The organism is Marinobacter bohaiensis (assembly GCF_003258515.1).
Taxonomy (GTDB): Bacteria; Pseudomonadota; Gammaproteobacteria; order Pseudomonadales; family Oleiphilaceae; genus Marinobacter_A; species Marinobacter_A bohaiensis.
The window spans coordinates 46,505-67,739 of record NZ_QGEH01000008.1; the positions used below are offsets into that span (position 1 = coordinate 46,505).

Consider the following 21,235-nt stretch of genomic DNA (forward strand, 5'->3'; position numbering starts at 1 on the left):
TGAGTCAGCCGTACTCTGGCGTCATCAGCCGCTGACAGTTATCAGCTAACAACAGGAACGTCGCTGTCTTCTTCTTCCTCTTCCGGCATATCCTCTTCCGGCAGAGTGAAGCCGGCAACGGAGGAGCGCAGCTCACCGGCCATTTCCGCCAGGTTACCGATCGACTTCGCGGTGGCGTTGGTACCGGAGGAGGTCTGCGAGGTGATCTCCTGGATAACGTTCATCGTGTTGGAGATGTGAGCCGCGGACGACGCCTGCTGGCGGGCCGCGTTGGAGATGTTCTGGATCAGTTCCGCGAGGTTCATCGAGACGTTCTCGATTTCCTCGAGGGCGACACCCGCGTCCTGGGCCAGACGGGCACCACGGACCACCTCGGCGGTGGTGTGCTCCATGGAGATAACCGCCTCGTTGGTATCGGACTGGATCGTCTTAACCAGGGCTTCAATCTGCTTGGTGGCCGCGGAGGAACGTTCCGCCAGGCGCTGAACCTCGTCCGCAACCACTGCGAAGCCCCGGCCCGCATCACCGGCCATGGACGCCTGGATGGCGGCGTTCAGGGACAGGATGTTGGTCTGGTCGGCGATGTCGTTGATCAGGGATACGATGTCACCGATTTCCTGGGAAGACTCACCCAGACGCTTGATCCGCTTGGAGGTTTCCTGGATCTGCTCGCGGATGTTGTCCATGCCGCGGATGGTGTTCTGTACGACTTCGGCGCCTTTCTTGGCGATGGCAACCGAGCGCTCCGCAACCGCGGACGACTCGGCGGCGTTGGAGGAGACCTGGTCGATGGACACGGCCATCTCGTTCACCGCCGCGGAGGCACCGGCGATTTCCTGGGCCTGGTGCTCGGAAGCGTCGGCCAGGTGCATCGCAGTGGCCTGGGTTTCCTGGGCCGCTGAGGAGACTCGAACCGCCGTACCCCGGATGGACTGTACCAGTCCGCGCATCTGGTCGATCGCGTAGTTGATGGAGTCGGCGATGGCCCCGGTGAAGTCCTCGGTAACCGTGGCCTCTGTGGTCAGGTCACCGTCGGCCAGGTCGGCCAGTTCGTCCAGCAGTCGCAGGATCGCGTTCTGGTTCTGCTCGTTCTGCTCCTGGGTCTTGGACAGACGCTCCTGGGAGGAACGGTAGATGGTCAGGCCGATGATCACGACCACAGCGGCCATGGCGGCCAGCAGGATGTACGCCAGGTAGGAGCTGATGATGCGCGAATCCGCCCGCTGACGGAACTGTTCCGCCAGTTGGGAGGTGCCGTTCAGCAGGGCCTGGGAGTTCTGGAAGATTTCGTTGGAAGCGCGACGCACGGTAAACAGGTCGGGCGAGGCTTCCAGGATGGCGTCAACGTTCTGGCTGACGAATTCGAACAGCTCGGACACGGCGTCGAGACCGTAGCGGGCGTCCTCGTCCTGGACCCGGGAGATGCCCATGGCCGAGTTGCCTTCGATCTGACCGCTCAGAACGCGGCCGAACAGTTTGGCGTCGCGGCCGAACCGGTCGGCGGCGATCACCGCGTCTTCGTCACCGGAGAGAACGTTATTGACCGAGCGCACGATCCGTTCCGCCAGCAGCGACTGACGCTGGGCCAGGGCCACGGTTTCGGCCGGTGCGTCGTTGTCGAGCAGGATCTGGACGATGTCATCGTACTCAACCTGCAGCTGCGGGATGTTCTCGTTCAGGGTCTGGGCAACCTGGTGCAGGCCCAGTACCGCTTCGCGGGTGGAGATGATGGTATCGGCCCGCTCACGGACTTCGTTCCAGTTCTCCTGTACACCGCTTTCGGCAGCCATCTCGCTGGCGGGAAGGCCGGTTTCCGGGTTCCCCTCGACAAGATAACCCCACAGACGCGCGAACTCGTCACGGGAGCGCTGCAGCTGGTCGAAGGCTTCCGGCGTACCGCCGGCCGCTTCCGAGGCGTTCTTCGCGATCTCCTGGGACAGTACCCGCAGCTCACTGGCGTGGGCGATGTATTCCTGGTCGTTGCTGCTGTCACGGTTGATGATGAACAGCACTGCGACGAGCAGGACGGTCAATACGATCAATGCACCGATCAGGGCGCCAACCAGCTTGTTGGCACCCTGACCCGCATTGAATCTTCCGGCTCTCTTTTTCATTTTCTGGCTCCCGGCCTAAACGTTGGCAAGTTGGTCCTTCGGGTCTGGAAAATCAGCGAACAGGCCCTGCCGTCCTGTTCACCACTGCGAAACATCCAGAAAGCGCTCGTCGTCCATCAGGGCGAAGGTCGAGAACACGTTCCAGGTTTCCTCGTTGCGTCGGTAGCCTCCCTGGACGAAAGGCTTGACGATGTCTGGGACTTCGGCGGCGACTTCCTCCGTGAAGCTCTCCGTGGCGAAATACTGCATGCCCGAAACGCTGTCGACGACGAGGCCGCTGAACAGGTCGTCCCGCTCGATGACCAGCACCCGGCGATCGCGATGACTGCGCGATGCACGGTTCATGTCAAAGAAATAGGCGAGATCGATCAGCGGCAGCAGGCGGCCGCGGACGTTGGCGGCGCCGAGCATAAACGAACGAACCCCCGGTACGTGGGTGTAGCGGGGGACGTGCAGTATCTCGACAACCTCACCCATGGGCGCGACGTAACGCTGGCCGGCCAGGGTAAAACCGATGCCGTTCCACAGTTCGATCGCTTCCTGCTGGGCTGGCAGTCCGGATGCACGGGACTTGCTACGCCGGGCGATATCCGTCAGTACGGCAAAAGGGGCAGCCTGGGCGGACATGCTTACTCCATACTGAGGTTCAGGCGATCAGACTGTCGATGGTCTTGATCAGTTCGTCTTCTTCGACCGGCTTGACCAGATAGCCCTTGGCGCCCTGACGGGTACCCCAGACGCGGTCAGTTTCCTGGTCCTTGGTGGTCACGATGACGACAGGGATGGACGCGGTTTCCGGCGAACGGGTCAGCTGGCGGGTGGCCTGGAAGCCGTTGAGCCCGGGCATGACCACGTCCATCAGGACCAGGTCCGGGTTCTCGGCGCGCGCCTTGGCAACGCCATCGGCGCCGTTATCGGCGGACAGCACTTCGTGCTGATGCTTTTCCAGGATGCTGGAGATTTTCTTAACCTCGGTCGGAGAGTCGTCGACAATCAGGATGCGGGCCATGATTTCCTCGATAAATTCGTTGCGCGAATCGGTTTACTGTTCCGGTGTGGGAACATACTGACGGATCGTGTTCAGCAGCTCGTCCTTGCTGAACGGCTTGGTCAGGTATTGATCCGAACCGACAATACGTCCCTTGGCCTTGTCGAAAAGGCCGTCCTTGCTGGACAGCATGATGACGGGAGTCTTTTTGAAGGCGGAGTTGTTCTTGATGAGAGCGCAGGTCTGATAGCCGTCGAGCCGCGGCATCATGATGTCTACGAACACGATGTCGGGTTGCGAGTCTGCGATCTTGGCGAGAGCATCGAATCCATCCGTTGCGGTGATGACTTCACAGCCAACCTTCTTGAGCAGGGTTTCGGCGGTGCGACGAATCGTCTTACTGTCGTCAATCACCATAATCTTCAGGTTTTCGAAGTTGTCATCCATTGTCCAACAGCCTTGCGCTCTACAGGATCGTTGTTGTTCAGCACCTGTCGGACCACAGCGGGTCCCGGTGAGGGACGGTCCAAAGGCGCTGGCCATGCTTCCAGCCCGGCACTTGACAGGCCCCGTCAGGCCGGTTTGCGAGACCAGCGGGAGACTTGACGGGCCTTTTTAACACACATTCAAGGGGCGTTCTATAAAGCCTGACTATTTATAGAATATAGGTCGCTTGAGAAAAAGCATAAGTTTGTGACCAAATGTACTCCCGTGCAGCCGTAGGCGGCTTTTGCGTACAGATGGGGGTGTCTTTTCGAGGGCATACTGACCCGATTCTGCGGAGCGCCCGACAGGCGCCGCCGGCCGGTTTCCGCTGTTGGACTTCCGGTGTTCCGGGCGTATCGTCGAACGGCTCCCCACACTATTGTTGAGGCTCCCCACACTATTGAGAGGTGTAACAAACACTATGACTGTCAGACTCGGTATCGTCATGGATCCAATCCAGGACATCCACTTCAAGAAGGACACCTCCCTGGCGATGCTCTGGGCCGCCCAGCAGCGCGGCTGGGAGCTGATCTACATGGAACAGCCGGATCTGTACCTGGATGGCGGAGAAGCCCGGGCGCGGGTGCAGGCCCTGACCGTGCGCATGGACCCGGACGACTGGTTTACCCTGGGCGACGACCGGGACATGGCGCTGGGCGAGCTGGACGTGATCCTGATGCGCAAGGATCCACCGGTGGACCGGGAGTTCATGATGGCCACCTACATCCTGGACGCCGCGGCCGACCAGGGCGCGCTGGTGGTGAACCCGCCGGCGGCGCTGCGAGACTGCAACGAGAAGCTGTTCGCCACCCGCTTCATCGACTGCACGCCGCCGCTGGTGGTGACCCGCAATGCCGACCGCCTGCGCGAGTTCTACGCCCGCCACGGCGACGTCATCATGAAGCCGGTGGACGGCATGGGCGGTAAGTCGATCTTCCGGGTCAAGGAGAACGACGCCAACCTGGGGGTGATCATTGAGACCCTGACCCAGGACGGCAACCACCAGATCATGGCGCAGAAGTTCCTGCCCGAGATCAAGGACGGCGACAAGCGCATCCTGCTGATCGACGGTGAGCCGGTGCCCTACGCGCTGGCGCGGATTCCGTCCCAGGGTGAGAACCGCGGCAACCTGGCGGCCGGTGGTCGTGGCGAAGGGCGCGAGCTGACCGCGCGCGACCGGGAGATCTGCGAGCGCATCGCGCCGAGCCTGAAGGAGAAGGGGCTGATCTTCGTCGGCATCGATGTGATCGGCGACTACCTGACCGAGATCAACGTCACCAGTCCCACCTGCGTGCGCGAGCTGGATCGCGAATTCGGCATCGATATCTCCAGTCAGTTGCTCGATGCCATCGAGAAACGCCTGGCGTAAGCGCCGTGACATCCTGTGACGTTTTGTTCGCGGGATGGACAAGCGGCCCCGAAGTCCGCAAACTTGGGGCCGCAAAGGAATGTACTCCCATCGGATGATCCGGGCGCGACCCTGCGCCCCTCCCTGAGTTTGGTTGAAGTGGCGAGCATGGCTGTCCAGGTCAGTGATTTTGATCGGTTCTCTTTTACGCTGTTCATGGCGTTAGCGCTCCACGCGGTCATCGTGCTGGGCGTGTCGTTTGCGCCGGACGATCCGGTGCCCGCTGCCGAAACCCTGGAAATCACCCTGTCCCAGTTCGACGACCAGGAAGACCCGGACAAGGCCGACTTCCTCGCCGCCACCAGCCAGCAGGGCAGTGGCACCCAGGATGAAAAGCAGGAGCTGACCACCACCCACCAGGCGCCGCTGAACAACAGCCAGGTCAAGCAGGTCCAGCCTCAGCCCAAGGCCCAGCAATCATCCGAGCCCCAGCCGCAGGAAGCCCGCGAGGTGGTGACCACCACCGCCAAGTCGCAGCCGGCGGCCCAGCAAAAGCCCAGGGAAAAGCCGGTCGAGGACGCGCCGGTCAAGAAAAAGCAGAGCCTGATGGAGCGCAGCCTGGAAATCGCCAGCCTCGAAGCACGGCTTGACCGGCAGCAGCGCGCCTACGCCAAGAAACCCCGTGTCCTGCGGGTGACCGCCGCCTCCACGCTCAAGTCCGCCAATGCCTGGTACGTGCAGAACTGGGTCAGCAAGGTCACCAAGGTGGGCAACCTCAACTATCCGCCCGAAGCGCGCAGCTCGGGCATCTACGGTTCCCTGCGCATGGTGGTGGTGCTGGAGAAGGATGGCAGCGTCAAGGACGTGGAAATCCTCAACTCTTCCGGCAGCAAGGTGCTGGACGACGCGGCCATCCGCATCGTGCGTCTGTCGGCGCCGTTCGCGCCCTTTCCGCCGGAAATGCGCGAGCAGGCCGACCAGTTGGAAATCATCCGCACCTGGTCGTTCCAGCGCCGTGGCCTGAGTTCCGGCTGACGGGCGCAGCGCCGTCCCGACCGCCGCCCACGCTTTACATTTCCAGGCTTGCCAAGGCTGGCCTTGCAACGAATACTATCGGCTATGACGATTCCCGAAGACTCACTGCGTAACCGCCTTCTGGTGGCTTCGCCCTACCTGCAGGATCCCGGCTTCCACGGGACCGTCATCTATATGTGTGAGCACACCAGCGACGGCGCCATGGGCCTGGTGATCAATCGCCCCCTGGAAATCTCGGTGGGCGAGGTGCTGGAGCAGCTCGACATGGACGGCGAGGAACTCGACGATCCGGTCTATGCCGGCGGCCCGGTCCAGCCCGAGCGCGGCTTCGTGCTGCATCGTCCGTTCGGTGAGTGGCAGAGTTCCATGGCCGTCACCGATCAGCTCACCATGACCACCTCCCGCGATATCCTGGAAGCCATTGGCGTTGGCGAAGGGCCGTCCGAATTCCTCATGGCGCTGGGCTATTCCGGCTGGTCGGAAGGCCAGTTGGAGAGCGAGCTGGCCGGCAGCAGCTGGCTGGTGTGTCCGGCCCACCACGACATCCTGTTCCGCACCGAGAGCGATCAGCGTTACGCCGCCGTGCTGCGCATGATGGGCATCGACCTCAACCAGCTGACCGATACGGTAGGCCATGCCTGACGTCGGCCAGCGCCGCGTCATGGGCTTCGATTTCGGCACCCGCCGGATCGGCGTCGCCGTGGGCCAGGAAATGCTGGGTACCGCCAAGCCGGTGGCCATGCTCAAGGCCCGCGACGGCCAGCCCAACTGGGACGAGATTGCCGCGCTGGTCGAGGAGTGGCGTCCCAACCTGTTCGTGGTCGGGCTGCCGCTGAACATGGACGGCACCGAGAGTGAGATGTGCCTGCGCGCCCGCAAGTTCGGCAAACGCCTGCACGGCCGCTTCCATCACGCGGTGGAGATGATCGACGAGCGCCTCAGCAGCTTCGAGGCCAAGGGCGAGGTCATGGCCCGGGGCGGTTCCCGGGATTTCGGCACCCATGGTGTCGACGACCTGGCCGCGGTCATCATCCTGGAGACCTGGTTCGCCCGCTGATTCTGCCTTCGTTCCCCGCCCCGTGATAGACTCATGTCGCTGTTCGGATGGGGGAAACCAATGACTGCATTGCTGAAAGTGGACGCCCTGCTCGACGACCTCGAGCAAGGCCTGCGCCGTATCCTGCAGGCGCGCAACATCGATGATCCGGTGCTGATCGGCATCCGCACCGGGGGCGTCTGGCTGGCGGATGTCCTGCACAAGCGCCTGGAGCTGACCGAACCCTTCGGCGAGCTCGACATTTCCTTCTATCGGGATGATTTCTCCCGCATCGGGCTCAACCCGAAGGTGCGTCCGTCCCACCTGCCATTCGAAACCGAAGGGCGCCACATCGTGCTGGTGGACGACGTTATCATGAGCGGACGCACCATCCGCGCGGCCATGAACGAGATTTTCGACTACGGTCGACCCGCCGGCATCATCCTGGCCACCCTGATCGACCTGGGCGCGCGAGAGCTGCCCATCCAGCCGGATGTGGTGGGTCAGTCGCTCAGCCTCAAGGCCAATGAGCGGGTCAAACTGAAGGGCCCGGACCCGTTGAGCGTGGAATTGCGCCAGGCCGACGCCCCGGCGTCTTCCACCGGACAAGGAGCCTGATTCGATGACCACGACGGACGCTTCCGCCCGTGCGCTGCAGCTGAACGACCAGGGCCAGCTGCGGCATTTCCTGACGATCGACGGCCTCGATCGCGACCTGCTGACCCAGATTCTCGACACCGCCGACTCCTTCATCGAAGTGGGCGAGCGGCGCATCAAGAAAGTCCCGCTGCTGCGCGGCTGTACGGTGGTGAACCTGTTCTTCGAGTCCAGCACCCGCACCCGCAGCACCTTCGAGCTGGCGGCCAAGCGCCTGTCCGCCGACGTCCTCAACCTGGACATCAGCACCTCGGCCACGTCCAAGGGCGAGTCCCTGTCCGACACCCTGCTTAACCTGGAGGCCATGGCCAGCGACATGTTCGTGGTGCGTCATTCCCGCAGCGGTGCGCCCCATTTCATTGCCGAGTCCGTGACCCCGGGCGTGGCCATCATCAACGCCGGCGACGGCCGCCACGCCCACCCCACCCAGGCGATGCTGGACATGCTCACCATCCGCCAGCACAAGCAGCGCTTCGAGGGGCTCAAGGTGGCCATCGTGGGGGATATCCTGCACTCGCGGGTGGCCCGCTCACAGATCCAGGCGCTCAATATCCTGGGGGCCGACGAGGTGCGTCTGATCGCCCCCAGTACCCTGCTGCCCAGCGACGTGGAAAGCCTGGGCTGCCGGGTGGACCACAACATGCAGTCCGGCCTCAAGGACATCGACGTGATCATCATGCTGCGTCTGCAGCGGGAGCGGATGGAGGGCGCCTTGCTGCCCAGTGAGCGGGAATTCTACAAAGTGTACGGCCTCAATACCGACAAGCTGGCCTACGCCAAGCCGGACGCCATCGTTATGCACCCGGGCCCGATCAACCGGGGCGTGGAGATCGAGTCGGCGGTCGCCGACGGGCCGCGTTCGGTGATCCTCAACCAGGTCACCAACGGCATCGCCATCCGCATGGCGGTGATGTCCATGGCCATGGGAGGACAGCGTGCCCAGAAAGGACAGGACGCGGAGGTGCGCTCATGAGTCAGTCTGAATCCCTGCGCATCGCGAACGGCCGCCTGCTGGATCCGCTGAGCGGGCAGGACAGCCGCCAGTCCCTGCTGATCCGCGACGACCGCATCGCCGCCATCGGCGCCGAGGCCGACGCTGCCCCGGCCGATCGCGTGCTGGACGCCGCCGGCGGGCTGATTACCCCGGGCTTCATTGATCTTTACTGCAACCTGCGCGAGCCGGGCAACGGCCAGAAAGGCTCCATCGCCAGCGAAACCCATGCGGCGGCCCGTGGAGGGTACACCACCGTCTGCGCCGCACCGGATTCCTCGCCGGTCAACGACTCCAGCGCCATCGCCCACCTGATCCGTGACGTGGCGGAGCGCGATGCGCCCATCCGCGTGCTGCCGCTGGGCGCGGCCACCAAGGGGCTCAACGGCGAGCTGCTCAGCGACATGGTGGGTCTGACCCAGGCTGGCTGCGTGGCCCTGAGCAACGGCCCGGCGCCGCTGGCCAACGCGCGCATCCTGCGCCGCTGCATGGCCTACGCCCAGACTTTCGGCATCACCCTGATGCTGCAGCCCCAGAACGAGATGCTGGCGGCCGACGGCTTTGCCCACGACGGCCTGATCACCGCCCAGCTGGGGCTGCTGGGTATTCCCGAGGTGGCTGAAACCACGGCGGTGATGGAAATGATCCTGCTGGCGGAGGAAACCGGGGTGCGGCTGCACCTGAGCCAGCTGTCCGCCGCGCGCAGCGTCGACATGGTGGCCCAGGCGCGCCAGCGCGGAGTGCCGGTGACCGCCGACGTGGCCATGCATCACCTGGTCTTCACCGAGCAGGCCCTGGCCGGCTTCGACAGCCGCTACCACGTGCAGCCGCCGCTGCGCTCGGAAGAGGACCGCCAGGGGCTGATTGAGGGCGTGCGCAGTGGCGCCATCAGCGCCATTGTCAGCCAGCACCAACCGCAGGACCCGGCCGCCAAGAACGCGCCGCTGGGGGACACGGAGCCTGGCCTGTCCAGCATCGAGAGCGTCCTGTCGCTGGGCCTGATGCTGGTGGAGCGCGGTGAGTTGGAACTGCAGTCGCTGATCCGCGCGCTGACCAGCGGTCCGGCCCAGGTGCTGGGTCGTCCGGCGCCGTCCCTGGCCAGCGGCGAACTGGCGGACCTGTGCTGGATCGATCCGGATGCCCGCTGGACGGCCACGCCGGAAACGCTGCGGTCGGTGGGCAAGCACGCGCCGCTGATGGACACGCCGCTACCGGGCCGGGTCAACCGTGTCTGGATGGCGGGCCGGGAGGCCTACAGCCGCGAGCCGGGCTTTGGCGCCGGCTAACGCGAGCGCCTGCTAAACTGATAACCGACAACAAAGGCCGGCGTTGGGCCGGCCGCACAATGTGACTGCCTGGAGATCGCTATGGGATTCCTGTCTTTCCTGCTGTTGCTGGCCATCGTCTGGTTGCTGTGGACCATTTCCCGCAACTCCACCGACGCCCTGGACAAGCAAACGGCGATGCAGCATCAGTTGATCGCGCTGGAAAAGCGGATCGAAAGCCTGGTCGAGCAGCTGGCGGACGACAAGAAAGCGAAAAGCACGTCGCCCAACCGTCGCAGCACGGCCACCAAGACCTCGACCGGAAAGAGCGGTACCGCGAAGAAAAGCGGAACCGGTTCAAAAAACAGCGCAAAAGCGGAAGCGGCCGACAAGCCGGCGGACAATTCGTCCCCCCAGTCCTGAACCGCCTTCCTGCGCCATCGGTGCGGCTATGGCCCGTCACCGTCCTGCTTGTGTGGCAGCAGTGCCCGTCATTCCCGGTCGCTGCTGCCAACGCCTCCCTCCGGATGCCCTCCTAGCCTGTTGATCAGCGATCAATCACAACAACAAGCTGGAGTGTGCCTGCATGTCCCGTCGACCCTGGTTGCGATGCCGCATGGGCGGTATCGCTCTGTTCCTGATGTTCCTGTTCGCCCGCGGTGTCCTGGCCGCCGACGGCGAGATAATCCAGCGCAGTTTCTGCGTGTTCGATCCGGTCGGCGCCAACGGCCCGCTGTTCGCGATCACCCAGACTTTCAAGCCGGTGGCCCTGCGCGAAGGAGTGGCGCTGGACCTGCGCGCCTATACCGATGAGAAGGTCGCCGCCGAGGACTTCAAGGCCGGGCAGTGCGACGCGGTGCTGCTGACCGGTACGCGCGCGCGGGAATTCAACAAGTTCACCGGCAGTCTGGAGGCGATGGGCGCGATTCCCGGCGAAGAGGAAATGCGCTTGCTGTTCAACACCTTGAGCCAGCCCAAGGCCAAGCCCCTGCTGACCAACGAGCGCTACGAAGTGGCTGGCATCTTCCCCGGCGGGGCGGTCTACCTGTTCACCCGCGATCGCCGCATCGACACCGTGGAAGAGCTGCAGGGCAAGAAAGTGGCAACCCTCGACTACGATACCGCGTCGCTCACCATGGTGCGCCACGTGGGCGCGTCGGTGGTGGGCGCCAACTCCGCCAGCTTCGCGGGCAAATTCAATAACGGCTCTGTGGACATCGCCTACGCGCCGGCGGTGGCCTACACGCCGCTGGAACTTTACAAAGGTGTCCAGCCGGATGGCGGCGTGTTCCGGTACGCCGTGGCCTACATGAATTTCCAGGTCATCCTGCATCGTGACCGCTTCCCGGAAGACGCCGGCCAGATGGTGCGTGATGAGGCGGTCAAGCGGATCAACGAGGCCTACCAGATCATTGCCCAGGCGGAGGCGGAAATCCCCGAGGAGGCCTGGATGAACCCGCCGCAGGAGGACGTGGCCGAGTACGACGAAATGTTGCGCCAGGTGCGGCTGTCGCTGCTGGAGCAGGGGGTGTACGACGAGCGGGCCATTCGCCTGATGAAAGCGATTCGCTGCCGGGTGGATGGGGCGCGGGCGGAATGCGCGTCGAGCTGAAGGGTGAATAGAGGAGCCGACCGGCGGCCCGGGCCGCCGGTCGCGGTGATTACTTGGAAACGGCCTCTTTCAGGGCCTTGCCGGCTTTGAAACCGACGGTCTTGCTGGCGGCGATCTTCATGGTGGCGCCGGTTTGCGGGTTGCGGCCGGTGCGGGCCTCGCGCTTGCGCACGTTGAAGGTGCCAAAGCCAATCAGGGACACGTCGTCGCCCTTGGCGGTGGCGGCGGAAATCTGGTCGGTAAAGGCGGTGATGACTTCGCTGGCTTTTTCCTTGGTCAGGCCGGTCTGTTCGGCGATGGCACTGGCAAGTTCGGGTTTACGCATGAATCTCTCCTTTCGTGGTGGACTGGTGACACCGTCTTGTCGCGGTTTCACCGACTGCGGCCGGGGTTCCACCCGACCATAGGTTACAGGTATAGCGTGTCGCCGATGGCTGTCAATGACTGTCGGCGGGCCGGCAAGACCCGGGGTCATCGCTTTGAGGGCTTTGTCTCACTAATCCAGGGGCCACTCACGGATAATTCATCGCTGTAAACAAATGTTACAGACCGTGCCGTGGTCCGACGGATCAAGTCACAGATGAACCCAACAATAACAAAGGCGCTCCAGGCGCCGCAGGACAGAAGGTGACAGGCAGATATGACAACCACAACACCATCCCGTTCCCGATTCTTCGAGGTTTTCAGGGCTATCCTGGCGACCGGCGGACTGATCGTGTCGCTGGCGGGCTGCGGCACCATGAACAACATGCTTTATTCCACCACCGGCGATGTGATGCAGGGCTTTTCCAGGGAACACACCATGCCCTACCTGCTGCACACCGGCGACCTGGACATGGCCTGCTCCATGAGCGAATCGGTCCAGCCGCTACTGATGTCATTCGGGCGGGTCACCGACGATCCCGATCAACTGGCGGTGATGCTCAACCTGCAGGCGGCGGGCTGCGCCGAGGACCGCGCCCGATCCGCCGAACTGGCCAGCATTGGCGCCCTGCGAGCGCGTCAGCCGGACCAGGCACAGGATGCCCAGATCCAGCAGAAGCGTTACTACGCCCTGGCGGCGGAACGCTATTTCCAGGGCTGGAAGCACTTCAAGGCGCACTACGGCGAGCCGGGAACCGGCGAGTGTCCGGATTTCGACGAGGACCTGGACGAGTTCATCTACCTGGCGGGTCTGCTGTCCGGCCTGCAGGCGCTGAATGCCGAAATCCAGTCCACCGTGCCGGTGGGTGTGCCGCGTAACGTCGGATCCGTGGTGGCGCGGGCGTCCGGCTGCCTGGACAACGACAAGTGGTGGGGCGCGCCCATGGCCCTGCGGGCCACGGTCTGGGCGATGATTCCGGGCACCGAACCCCAGGGCGAGAACGCCTTTGAGCGGCTGGCGGCCTCCGACGCCATCGGCGAGGCGGATGCGGTGCGCATCAGCCACGTCTTCCACGCCCTCGCCGCCTGGAACCAGGGCGACATGGCCCAGGTGAGGGCGGTCATCAGGCGCCACGCGGAAGCCATCAACAGCCAGCCGGCGGATCCCGAGTGGGTGCTGGTGGACCGCATCGCCACCCGCAACATCCTGGCGCTGTCGGACAAGCTGTGGATGGAGAACACCGGCCACCGCACGCCCGTCGGCGGTCTGGGCACCTTCTGGAACGATCCGGCGCCGACTGGCGAGGTGATGGAGCTGGACTCGCTGCTGTGAACGCGGCGGTCGCCCGCCAGCCATTCACGCCTCACAGGGACGATCCGCCATGCCGGTAACCGTGCTCAGCCAATCCGTGCCCTCGCGCAGCGGGCTGGAGTGGTTCTCCTCGCTGCCCGCCTGCCTGCTGCTCCTGCTGGTGGTGCTGTTTTCCACCAGCAGCGATATCCACAACCAGATGCTGCGCTTCGGCGAGCAGACCTGGAACGGCTATTACAAGCTGCGCACCGATCCGGTCGCCCCGCAGTGCAACCCGGCCCGGGACGTCGAGGCGGCGGTGGCGCGCAAGCTGGCGGAATCGCGCCAGGCCCAGGATGACCCGGTGATGGGCCTGCTCGGCGAGCAGGCGGTTGATCCGGCGGATGTCCGCGCGGCGGTGGAGAATGCCGTCGCCCTGTGTCGGGCGAAGCACGCCGAATTCGCCAGCCTCCAGGGCCAGCTCACACCGGCCCTGGAGGCCTATCGGGCCGTTGAGCGGGCGGTGGCCGACCTGATAGCCCTGGGTCTCACCTCCCAGCGTTACATCCTGGTGGTGCTGGTGATGCTCTGTGCGGCTACGGCCACGTTGACCCGCCACCACATCGCCATGCGCGCCATCGAGACGCGGCGGGACTACCGCGTCTCCTATGGCCTGCAAACCCTCGCCAACCTGATGCTGCTGGGTTCCAGCGTGCTGTTCCGCCAGACTTCCCATGACGCCGCGGCCATCAGCCTGGAGCGGGAGATCCTGCACGATCTGTGGATTGTCGGCTTCGCCGCGCTCAGTCTGGCCAGCGCCTATCGGCTGTGGCGCGTGCCGGATGATCTGGCACCGGGCGGCGACTGGTTCAAGGCCGGGCTGGCGGTGCCGTTGTACACCGGCATGTGCCTGGTCTCGGGCACCTACTTTGCGCTGCAGGGCCACGCCGCCGGTATTGGCGTCTACCTGGACAAGATGATGGAGCTGGCCGACATGTTCCTCAACGTGGCGCTCTACGTCTGGGTCGGCATGATGCTCAAGCAGACGCGGCTGGCGACCCTGGTTTTCAACGTGTTCCGGCCCTGGCGGCTGCCGCCGGAAATGCTGGCGGTGGTGGCAGTGATCGTGGCGGCGGTGCCGACGGCCTACACCGGCGCGTCGGGGATCTTCGTGATCGCGGCAGGCGCGGTCATCTACTCCGAGCTGCGCGCGGCCGGCGCCCGTCGGCACCTGGCGCTGGCGGCGACGGCCATGTCCGGTTCCATGGGGGTGGTGCTGCGGCCCTGCCTGCTGGTGGTGGTGATCGCTTACCTGAACCGGGAAGTGACCACCGATGACCTGTTTGGCTGGGGTGTCTGGGTGTTCATGCTCACCGCGGTACTCTTCCTTGTCGTGTCGCTGAGCGTGAATCGCCAGAGTCGTTTCCAACTGGCGCCTGTTTCGGAAGCCGGGCCGGCCATGATGCGGGCGCTGGTTCCCCTGGCCCCCTACGCATGGGTGACGGCCGCGGTGGTCCTGGGCTACCGCTGGCTGCTGGATGTGGACATGGATGAGTTCTCCGCCCCCCGTATCCTGCCGGTGATTATGCTGGCGCTCCTGGTCTACGAACACCTGTCACCGGGGCGCTCGGAAACGCGCAATGGAACGCGTCTCAACCGGCCGGGGATCGAGCGCTGCGTGCGCGGCGCTACCAACGACACCACCTCGGAAATTGGCGCGCTGTTGCTGTTGCTGGGATTGTCGGTGAGCATCGGCGGGGTGATCGAGCGGGCGGAAATCATGCAGATGCTGCCCCAAGCGTTTGCCTCGCCCTGGACGGCAATGATCTTGATGGTGGGGGTGCTGGTGATTCTGGGCATGATCATGGACGCCTTTGGCGCGGTCATCCTGGTCAGCGCCACGGTGGCGACCATGGCCTACGCCAGCGGCATCGATCCGATCCACTTCTGGATGACCACGCTGGTGGCCTTCGAGCTGGGTTACCTGAGCCCGCCGGTGGCGCTGAACCATCTGCTGACGCGCCAGGTGGTGGGCGAAGCGGAAGTCTCGGCGGCTATGGCCCAGACCGGCACCTTCTACCAGCGCCATGAGCGGATCATCATGCCTTTGATTGTCATGGGCATTGCGTTGCTGTTGGTGGCATTTGTGCCGTTGGCTTTTTATGCGTGATGAGATTCTTTGCGAAGGGTGAATCTCAGATAGCCCCACTTTCAGAGTGTGCTCTACAGGTTGCGGTTAAAAGCCTCTCCCGCCAGGGGAGAGGGAGCTGGCCTGTGCAAACCGGCAACATAGGTAACACCTCAAACCGGGGGCGTGGGTGATACGCTTCCTAGGTTGGCGCTGGCGCAGGAAGCCCAACAGGGCGCGGCAATAGGCTGATATCCCGTTCTCGCCTGATCGTTTGCTGGGCTTCCTGCGTTAGCCCAACCTACCTGTTTTCTATCATCCGGGCACAAAAAAGGCGCCCATCGGGCGCCTTTCTCAAACAACCGTTCCGGATCAGGCTTTGGGGCCTGCCGCCACGATGGCGTCGGAAACGTCGAACTTGGTGAAGTTGTCGACGAACTGGTTGATCAGTTCCTGGGCCTTGGCGTCGTACTCGGCCGGATCGCTCCAGGTGTTGCGCGGGTTCAGCAGCTTGCTGTCCACGCCCGGAACGTTGGTCGGTACGTCCAGGTTCAGCTTGTCCAGGTGTTCCACCTCGGCACCTTCCAGGTCGCCGTTCTGGATGGCGCTGATGATGCCGCGGGTGGTGGGGATGCTGAAACGCTCGCCGACACCGTAGGGGCCGCCGGTCCAGCCGGTGTTGACCAGGTAGACCTTGCTGCCGAACTCTTCCATCCGCTTCATCAGCAGCTCGGCGTAGACGCCGGCCGGGCGCGGGAAGAACGGTGCGCCGAAGCAGGTGGAGAAGGTGGATTTCAGCTTGGAGGACGAGCCCATCTCGGTGGAGCCCACCAGCGCGGTGTAGCCGCTCAGGAAGTGGTAGGCCGCCGCTTCCTTGTTGAGCAGGGACACGGGCGGCAGGACGCCGGTCATGTCGCAGGTCAGGAAGACGATGGACGATGGCTCGCCGGCGCGGTTCTCGAGGACGCGCTTCTCAACGTGCTCCAGCGGGTAGGCGCAGCGAGAATTCTCGGTCAGGGAAACGTCGGTGTAGTCCGGCTCGCGGGTCTCGTCGTCGATCACCACGTTTTCGACGATGGCGCCGAAGCGGATGGCGTCCCAGATGATCGGCTCGTTCTTCTGGCTCAGGTCGATGCACTTGGCGTAGCAGCCGCCTTCGATGTTGAAGACCGTGCCCGGGCCCCAGCCGTGCTCGTCGTCACCGATCAGGAAGCGATCCGGATCGGCGGACAGGGTAGTCTTGCCGGTGCCGGACAGGCCGAAGAACAGGCAGGTTTCGCCGTCTTCGCCAACGTTGGCGGAGCAGTGCATCGGCAGCACGTCTTTTTCCGGCAGCAGGAAGTTCTGCACGGAGAACATGGCCTTCTTCATCTCACCGGCGTAGTGCATGCCGGCGATCAGCACCTTGCGCTTGGCAAAGTTGATCATCACCGTGCCGTCGCTGTTGGTGCCGTCGCGCTCGGGATCGCACTGGAATCCGGCGGCGTTGAGAATCTGCCACTCCTGCTTGTCCGCCGGGTTGAAGCTGTCCGGGCGGATGAACAGGGTGCGGCCGAACAGGTTCTGCCAGGCGGTTTCGGTGGTCATCTTGACCGGCAGGTAGTGCTCCGGATCGGAACCGACGTGGACGTGAGACACGAACTGGGTCTTGTCCGCCAGGTAGGCTTCAACCCGGTCCCACAGGGCGTCGAACTTGTCCCCGTCGATGGGGCGGTTGATCGGGCCCCAGTGGATCGCGTCGGAGGTGCTGGGCTCCTCGACGATGAACCGGTCCATCGGTGAACGGCCGGTCCGCTTGCCGGTTTTGACAACCAGTGACCCGTTGGCAGCCAGACGGCCTTCTTTGCGCTCCAGCGCCAGTTCGACCAGTCGTGCTGTACTCAAATCAGTGTAAGTGTTACTCACTTCTCGACCTCGCCCTCGAGTAGTTTCGGCATTGTTCGATCCGGCGCAGGATGCGGGCTAACCCACCCGAATCTGGCGGTTTTATGAACAATCGGATTCGCACAGGCGCGCTATTATGCCAGAGAGCTGTTCAAAAAACGACTGCCCGCAAAGCCCGTGGTTGACGGCTTTGCGGGCATTTCGAACGGCTCCCGGCAGCGTGCTCAGTGCAGTGGGTGTCCGTGGAACAGTTGATCGATCTCGTTCCGGTCAAACCGGTACTGCGTATGGCAGAACTGGCAATCCATCTCGATGGAGCCCTGCTCATCGAGAATGCTGTAGCACTCGTCCTTGCCGACGGATTCCAGCGCGGCCAGGGTACGCTCCCGGGAGCAGCTGCACTGGAAACGCACCGTTTCCGGATCGAACAGACGCAGCGTTTCTTCGTGGAACAGGCGATGCAGCACGGTTTCGCTGTCCAGACCCAGCAGCTCCTCCGCCTTGATGGTACTGGCCAGGTGGCCGACCCGTTGCCATAGATCGTCGTCGGCGCTGGTAGCGCCCGGCAGGCGCTGCAGCATCAGGCCGGCGGCCTGCTCGCCGTCGGCGAACAGGAACAGGCGCGTGGCAATCTGCTCGGACCGTTCGAAATAGTCTTCCAGGCACTCCGACAGGTTGTCGTGCTCGCGCGGCACCACGCCCTGGTAGCGCTGGCCACGATCCGGAGTGATGGTGATCGCCATGCGCCCCTCGCCGAGCAGCTCGTCCAGGCTTTCGCCGTCCGGTGCCGTCTCGTAGCGGGCGATACCGCGTACCGCCCGGTCGTGGCTGCACTCGGCCAGCAGCATGCGAACCGGCCCTTCGCCCTGGGCCTGGATGGACAGCGAGCCCTCGAACTTGAGGGTGCCGGACAGCAGCACACTGGCGCTCAGGGTTTCGCCCAGCAGATGCTGGATGCGGTCGGGGTAGGCGGCCTGGGACAGGATTTCGCGATAGCTGTCGGACAGGCGCACCCACTCGCCCCGGACCTGGCTGTCTTCAAAAAGGAATCGCTGGAACTGATCGTCCAAAGCCATGTACGGACCTCTTGCGGAATACGCGGATAATTCGGTTTCGGTTGTGCAGGCGACTGTGCGGGCCGTGCCGGACCTACAGTCCCTGCTGCTCACGGAAGCGTTGCAGGTCGCGGCGGTCCTTCTTGGTCGGCCGGCGGGCGGGGGGCAGCTGGGCGGCCTGCATGGTCTTGCGCTGCCAGGCCATTTCCTCGCGCCGCTTCTCGCTTTCCTGTGTCTCGTGGTAGAGCTTCTGGGCCTCGGGTGCGCCGCGGCGGCGGTCGCTGATGTCGTCGATGACGACTTCCTTCTCCTGGTGGCCCAGTCTCAGGCGCAGCCGAGCGCCCACTTCCACGGCCTTGCCGGGCTTGGTGCGCTGGCTGTTGTAGTGGACCTTGCCGCCTTCGATGGCTTCCTTGGCAATGGTCCGGGTCTTGTAGAAACGTGCGGCCCAAAGCCATTTGTCGAGCCGCACACGGTCACTCGTGTCCGTTGAACTCATGATGCTCCGGTTCTAGTCGGTCGATACCTGCTGTCGCCATGACGTCGTTACCCGTCAGTATAACGTGATCAGCCCGGCGATGGGACGATAGGAATGCTCGAAGACCCTGATCGGAAAATCCTCTTACCGGGCAATGGGCTCGCCGCTGACCGGATGCAGGAGTTCATCGAAGTGCGCGATCGACGCCAGCCCGTCGTGGGCCGGTCGCACCGGCTCGCGGCTGTCCGGTGCCAGAATCGCCAGCAGGTGCCCGATGCCGGCGCGGCGGGCGCTGTCCAGTACCGGCAGGCTGTCGTCCACCATCAGGGTGCGCTCCGGGCGATAGGGCTCGGTGTCGGCCAGGTCGGCCCAGAACTGGAGGTCTTCCTTGGGGCGCCCGAAGTCGTGGGTCGACAGGACCCGGTCCACATGCTGATCCAGGCCGGTTTTCTCCAGCTTCAGGGCCAGCGGTTTGGGATGGCAGTTGGTGACGATCACACAGCGCCGGCCGCTGGCGCGAATCGCCGCCATGAAGGCCCGGGCGTGCGGACGGTAGGCAATGCGGTCGCCGACTTCGCGCTTGAGGGCAGTGATGTCGACGTCCAGGCGATCGCTCCAGTAGTCCACGCAGTACCATTGCAGGGAACCTTTTTCCGACTCGATCCGGGGAATGATGTGGGCCCGGGCATCCTCGTGGCTGATGGCCTTGAGTTCGGCGTAGCGACGGGGCAGGTGTTCGAGCCAGAAATGGCTGTCGAAGTGCAGGTCCAGCAGTGTTCCATCCATATCCAGGAACACGGTATCGAGCGCTGGCCAGTCGATCATGGCGGCAGTCCCGCGGTTAAAGAATGTGCCGCCAGACTGCCGCAATCCCGGTGAGGGGGCAATAGGGCCTTGCCGTGACTAGTCCGCGGCGCCAACCGTATCCTGCTTGCGGCCGGAATGGATGCAGCCCAGGCAGCGTACGAAGGTCGAACGGGCCGGGCCCAGCACCAGTTTTTCACCGGCATCGGCGGCGTTACCGCCCAGCAGGGAGAAGGGCAGGGAAACGATGTAGACGGCGGTGCCGACCACGGTCGTGGCCAGCAGCAGCGGGCGCGCGATCACCGCATCGGCTGCCATCTCGGCCGCGTTTGGCTCGTTGTCCATGGACTGGGCGTGGCTGATTGAGGAAAAGGCCATCAGGGTCATGGCCAGGGTCATGGTGCATACACGGACAAGCTTGGTGATCATCGTTCTGCTCCTGGAATCGGTACACCTGGGCGAGGGCATTCCCCCGCCAACCGTGCGGGATGGGTCCTTCCTGACGGATGCCTCGAACGTTTCCAGAGCCCGAATCCGGGCAAAGAAAAGTCGTCCGCGAAGAGCCCCCTGCGGTCCCTTAACTATGTACCAATTCCCTGTAATTTCAAACGTCGGGATCAGCAATCGGTCGGTCAGCGCTGGCAGCGGGGGCAGTAGACCGTGGAACGCTGGCCGAGGCGGATTTCCTTCAACGGCGTGTCGCAGTGGCGGCAGGGCTCGCCGCCGCGCCCGTAGACGTTGAGAGACTGGGCAAAGTAGCCCGGTTTGCCATCGCTGTTGATGAAGTCGCGCAGGGTGGTGCCGCCCATGAGGATGGCGGCGGTGAGGATCTCCCGGATGGCTTCCACCAGGCGCATCATGCGCGCCTTGCCCACCTTGCCGGCGGGGCGCTTGGGGTGGATGCCGGCCATGTACAGGGCTTCGTTGGCGTAGATGTTGCCCACGCCGACGACGATTCGGCTGTCCATGATGAACGTCTTGATCGCCGTGCTGCGGCCGCGGGACTGGCGGTAGAGCTGATGGCCGGTAAAGGCCACCGGGTCCAGGGGCTCCGGGCCCAGGTGGCTGATCAGCGGGTGGGCGTCCGGGTCGTCGCTCCACAACCAGGCGCCGAAGCGCCGCGGGTCGTTGTAAAGCAGCCGGTGATTGTCGCCCAGGTCCAGCTCCACGTGGTCGTGGGTCAGTCGCGGACTGCCGTCGGTGACGATGCGCAGACTGCCGGACATGCCCAGGTGGATCATCAGCGTGCCACTGTCGAAGCGCACCAGCAGGTATTTGGCGCGGCGGTCGACCTCTCGCGCCAACTGGCCGGTGAGGCGCTGGGCCAGGTCGTCGGGGATCGGCCAGCGCAGGCGCGGTTCGTGCACCTGGACCGAGCGGATGGTGCGCTGCTCCAGGAACGGGGCGATGCCGCGACGGGTGGTTTCGACTTCGGGGAGTTCGGGCACGGGAATATCCTTGCGGGACCGGTCAGCTGAGGGCGGATTGTCGCCCACCCGGCGCCAATGTCAATGCGGCGCATCCGCCACAATTCGTTACCGGGGCACACAATCGGCAATCGCCGGCAACGCGCCGGTGCAGGCGGTCACAGAAGCAATCTGTTTCCTATTCGACCCTTGTTGTAGCTTACAGGTGTCAGCTAGACTGCGAACAGTTCAGGGGCTCATCCAATCAACGACAATGACCGGAAGCCACTGAGA

The 21,235-nt window shown here is 63.9% G+C and carries 22 protein-coding genes; 11 read left to right on the forward strand and 11 right to left on the reverse strand.

What is annotated here, in order from left to right:
- Positions 1–41: 41 nt before the first annotated feature.
- From DKK67_RS21130 to pilG, 4 genes are all read right to left on the reverse strand, one after another.
- Positions 42–2,114, reverse strand: coding sequence for a methyl-accepting chemotaxis protein (locus tag DKK67_RS21130; RefSeq protein ID WP_111498518.1), 2,073 nt, complete (start codon positions 2,112–2,114; stop codon positions 42–44).
- Positions 2,115–2,192: 78 nt separating this feature from the next.
- Positions 2,193–2,741, reverse strand: coding sequence for a chemotaxis protein CheW (locus DKK67_RS21135; RefSeq protein WP_111498519.1), 549 nt, complete (start codon positions 2,739–2,741; stop codon positions 2,193–2,195).
- A gap of 19 nt (positions 2,742–2,760) precedes the next feature.
- On the reverse strand, positions 2,761–3,123 hold the full coding sequence (gene pilH, locus DKK67_RS21140) for a twitching motility response regulator PilH (protein WP_111498520.1): 363 nt from the start codon (positions 3,121–3,123) through the stop codon (positions 2,761–2,763).
- A 33-nt stretch (positions 3,124–3,156) separates the two neighbouring features.
- Positions 3,157–3,549: a twitching motility response regulator PilG gene (pilG, locus tag DKK67_RS21145; protein WP_111498521.1), complete on the reverse strand. Its 393-nt coding sequence runs from the start codon at positions 3,547–3,549 to the stop codon at positions 3,157–3,159.
- 460 nt (positions 3,550–4,009) lie between these two features.
- On the opposite strand from pilG, the gene gshB reads away from it, so the two are divergent.
- From gshB to DKK67_RS21190, 9 genes are all read left to right on the forward strand, one after another.
- Positions 4,010–4,957: a glutathione synthase gene (gene gshB, locus DKK67_RS21150; RefSeq protein WP_111498522.1), complete on the forward strand. Its 948-nt coding sequence runs from the start codon at positions 4,010–4,012 to the stop codon at positions 4,955–4,957.
- A 147-nt stretch (positions 4,958–5,104) separates the two neighbouring features.
- Positions 5,105–5,971, forward strand: a complete 867-nt coding sequence (locus DKK67_RS21155) for an energy transducer TonB (RefSeq protein WP_111498523.1) — start codon at positions 5,105–5,107, stop codon at positions 5,969–5,971.
- Positions 5,972–6,055: 84 nt separating this feature from the next.
- The gene (locus DKK67_RS21160) at positions 6,056–6,613 is read left to right on the forward strand and encodes a YqgE/AlgH family protein (protein ID WP_204355893.1); all 558 of its coding nucleotides are present in this window, start codon (positions 6,056–6,058) and stop codon (positions 6,611–6,613) included.
- The gene (gene ruvX, locus DKK67_RS21165; RefSeq protein WP_111498524.1) at positions 6,606–7,028 is read left to right on the forward strand and encodes a Holliday junction resolvase RuvX; all 423 of its coding nucleotides are present in this window, start codon (positions 6,606–6,608) and stop codon (positions 7,026–7,028) included. The genes DKK67_RS21160 and ruvX overlap by 8 nt, the downstream gene beginning before the upstream one ends.
- Positions 7,029–7,088: 60 nt before the next feature.
- Positions 7,089–7,625: a bifunctional pyr operon transcriptional regulator/uracil phosphoribosyltransferase PyrR gene (gene pyrR, locus DKK67_RS21170; RefSeq protein ID WP_111498525.1), complete on the forward strand. Its 537-nt coding sequence runs from the start codon at positions 7,089–7,091 to the stop codon at positions 7,623–7,625.
- A gap of 4 nt (positions 7,626–7,629) precedes the next feature.
- A complete protein-coding gene (locus DKK67_RS21175) occupies positions 7,630–8,637 on the forward strand; it encodes an aspartate carbamoyltransferase catalytic subunit (RefSeq protein WP_111498526.1) in 1,008 nt (335 codons plus the stop codon).
- A complete protein-coding gene (locus DKK67_RS21180; RefSeq protein ID WP_111498527.1) occupies positions 8,634–9,941 on the forward strand; it encodes a dihydroorotase in 1,308 nt (435 codons plus the stop codon). Before DKK67_RS21175 ends, DKK67_RS21180 begins: the two co-directional genes overlap by 4 nt.
- 81 nt (positions 9,942–10,022) lie before the next feature.
- Positions 10,023–10,343: a hypothetical protein gene (locus DKK67_RS21185; RefSeq protein WP_111498528.1), complete on the forward strand. Its 321-nt coding sequence runs from the start codon at positions 10,023–10,025 to the stop codon at positions 10,341–10,343.
- 217 nt (positions 10,344–10,560) lie between these two features.
- The gene (locus tag DKK67_RS21190; protein ID WP_228160733.1) at positions 10,561–11,532 is read left to right on the forward strand and encodes a putative solute-binding protein; all 972 of its coding nucleotides are present in this window, start codon (positions 10,561–10,563) and stop codon (positions 11,530–11,532) included.
- Positions 11,533–11,581: 49 nt separating this feature from the next.
- On the opposite strand, the gene DKK67_RS21195 is transcribed toward DKK67_RS21190, so the two are convergent.
- Positions 11,582–11,857, reverse strand: coding sequence for an HU family DNA-binding protein (locus DKK67_RS21195; protein WP_111498530.1), 276 nt, complete (start codon positions 11,855–11,857; stop codon positions 11,582–11,584).
- Between the two features lie 315 nt (positions 11,858–12,172).
- Here DKK67_RS21195 and DKK67_RS21200 point away from each other — a divergent pair, with 315 nt between their 5' ends.
- The gene (locus tag DKK67_RS21200) at positions 12,173–13,228 is read left to right on the forward strand and encodes a hypothetical protein (protein WP_204355894.1); all 1,056 of its coding nucleotides are present in this window, start codon (positions 12,173–12,175) and stop codon (positions 13,226–13,228) included.
- Positions 13,229–13,277: 49 nt separating this feature from the next.
- Complete coding sequence (locus DKK67_RS21205) at positions 13,278–15,356, forward strand: TRAP transporter large permease subunit (RefSeq protein ID WP_111498531.1); 2,079 nt, start codon at positions 13,278–13,280, stop codon at positions 15,354–15,356.
- Between the two features lie 330 nt (positions 15,357–15,686).
- Here DKK67_RS21205 and DKK67_RS21210 read toward each other — a convergent pair whose 3' ends face one another.
- The 6 genes from DKK67_RS21210 to mutM all read right to left on the reverse strand — a co-directional run bounded on the left by DKK67_RS21210 (position 15,687) and on the right by mutM (position 20,983).
- Positions 15,687–17,219, reverse strand: a complete 1,533-nt coding sequence (locus tag DKK67_RS21210; RefSeq protein ID WP_111498532.1) for a phosphoenolpyruvate carboxykinase — start codon at positions 17,217–17,219, stop codon at positions 15,687–15,689.
- 203 nt (positions 17,220–17,422) lie between these two features.
- A complete protein-coding gene (gene hslO / locus DKK67_RS21215; RefSeq protein WP_111498533.1) occupies positions 17,423–18,274 on the reverse strand; it encodes an Hsp33 family molecular chaperone HslO in 852 nt (283 codons plus the stop codon).
- Positions 18,275–18,347: 73 nt separating this feature from the next.
- Positions 18,348–18,752: a ribosome-associated heat shock protein Hsp15 gene (hslR, locus tag DKK67_RS21220; RefSeq protein WP_111498534.1), complete on the reverse strand. Its 405-nt coding sequence runs from the start codon at positions 18,750–18,752 to the stop codon at positions 18,348–18,350.
- A gap of 123 nt (positions 18,753–18,875) precedes the next feature.
- Positions 18,876–19,556 carry a GMP/IMP nucleotidase gene (gene yrfG, locus DKK67_RS21225; protein ID WP_111498535.1) on the reverse strand — a complete coding sequence of 227 codons (681 nt, stop codon included), beginning with the start codon at positions 19,554–19,556 and terminating at the stop codon, positions 18,876–18,878.
- Positions 19,557–19,634: 78 nt separating this feature from the next.
- Positions 19,635–19,964, reverse strand: coding sequence for a hypothetical protein (locus tag DKK67_RS21230; RefSeq protein ID WP_111498536.1), 330 nt, complete (start codon positions 19,962–19,964; stop codon positions 19,635–19,637).
- Between the two features lie 203 nt (positions 19,965–20,167).
- Positions 20,168–20,983, reverse strand: coding sequence for a bifunctional DNA-formamidopyrimidine glycosylase/DNA-(apurinic or apyrimidinic site) lyase (gene mutM / locus DKK67_RS21235; RefSeq protein WP_111498537.1), 816 nt, complete (start codon positions 20,981–20,983; stop codon positions 20,168–20,170).
- Positions 20,984–21,235 lie beyond the last annotated feature (252 nt).

Coding starts and splice junctions, on each gene's coding strand:
- DKK67_RS21155 (WP_111498523.1), top strand. CDS start 5,105: ATGGCTGTCCAGGTCAGTGATTTTGATCGGTTCTCTTTTACGCTGTTC.
- pyrR (WP_111498525.1), top strand. CDS start 7,089: ATGACTGCATTGCTGAAAGTGGACGCCCTGCTCGACGACCTCGAGCAA.
- DKK67_RS21195 (WP_111498530.1), bottom strand. CDS start 11,857: ATGCGTAAACCCGAACTTGCCAGTGCCATCGCCGAACAGACCGGCCTG.
- DKK67_RS21130 (WP_111498518.1), bottom strand. CDS start 2,114: ATGAAAAAGAGAGCCGGAAGATTCAATGCGGGTCAGGGTGCCAACAAG.
- DKK67_RS21180 (WP_111498527.1), top strand. CDS start 8,634: ATGAGTCAGTCTGAATCCCTGCGCATCGCGAACGGCCGCCTGCTGGAT.
- DKK67_RS21185 (WP_111498528.1), top strand. CDS start 10,023: ATGGGATTCCTGTCTTTCCTGCTGTTGCTGGCCATCGTCTGGTTGCTG.
- DKK67_RS21205 (WP_111498531.1), top strand. CDS start 13,278: ATGCCGGTAACCGTGCTCAGCCAATCCGTGCCCTCGCGCAGCGGGCTG.
- DKK67_RS21230 (WP_111498536.1), bottom strand. CDS start 19,964: ATGATCACCAAGCTTGTCCGTGTATGCACCATGACCCTGGCCATGACC.
- DKK67_RS21200 (WP_204355894.1), top strand. CDS start 12,173: ATGACAACCACAACACCATCCCGTTCCCGATTCTTCGAGGTTTTCAGG.
- yrfG (WP_111498535.1), bottom strand. CDS start 19,556: ATGATCGACTGGCCAGCGCTCGATACCGTGTTCCTGGATATGGATGGA.
- hslR (WP_111498534.1), bottom strand. CDS start 18,752: ATGAGTTCAACGGACACGAGTGACCGTGTGCGGCTCGACAAATGGCTT.
- hslO (WP_111498533.1), bottom strand. CDS start 18,274: ATGGCTTTGGACGATCAGTTCCAGCGATTCCTTTTTGAAGACAGCCAG.
- ruvX (WP_111498524.1), top strand. CDS start 6,606: ATGCCTGACGTCGGCCAGCGCCGCGTCATGGGCTTCGATTTCGGCACC.
- gshB (WP_111498522.1), top strand. CDS start 4,010: ATGACTGTCAGACTCGGTATCGTCATGGATCCAATCCAGGACATCCAC.
- pilH (WP_111498520.1), bottom strand. CDS start 3,123: ATGGCCCGCATCCTGATTGTCGACGACTCTCCGACCGAGGTTAAGAAA.
- pilG (WP_111498521.1), bottom strand. CDS start 3,549: ATGGATGACAACTTCGAAAACCTGAAGATTATGGTGATTGACGACAGT.
- DKK67_RS21135 (WP_111498519.1), bottom strand. CDS start 2,741: ATGTCCGCCCAGGCTGCCCCTTTTGCCGTACTGACGGATATCGCCCGG.
- DKK67_RS21160 (WP_204355893.1), top strand. CDS start 6,056: ATGACGATTCCCGAAGACTCACTGCGTAACCGCCTTCTGGTGGCTTCG.
- DKK67_RS21175 (WP_111498526.1), top strand. CDS start 7,630: ATGACCACGACGGACGCTTCCGCCCGTGCGCTGCAGCTGAACGACCAG.
- DKK67_RS21190 (WP_228160733.1), top strand. CDS start 10,561: ATGTTCCTGTTCGCCCGCGGTGTCCTGGCCGCCGACGGCGAGATAATC.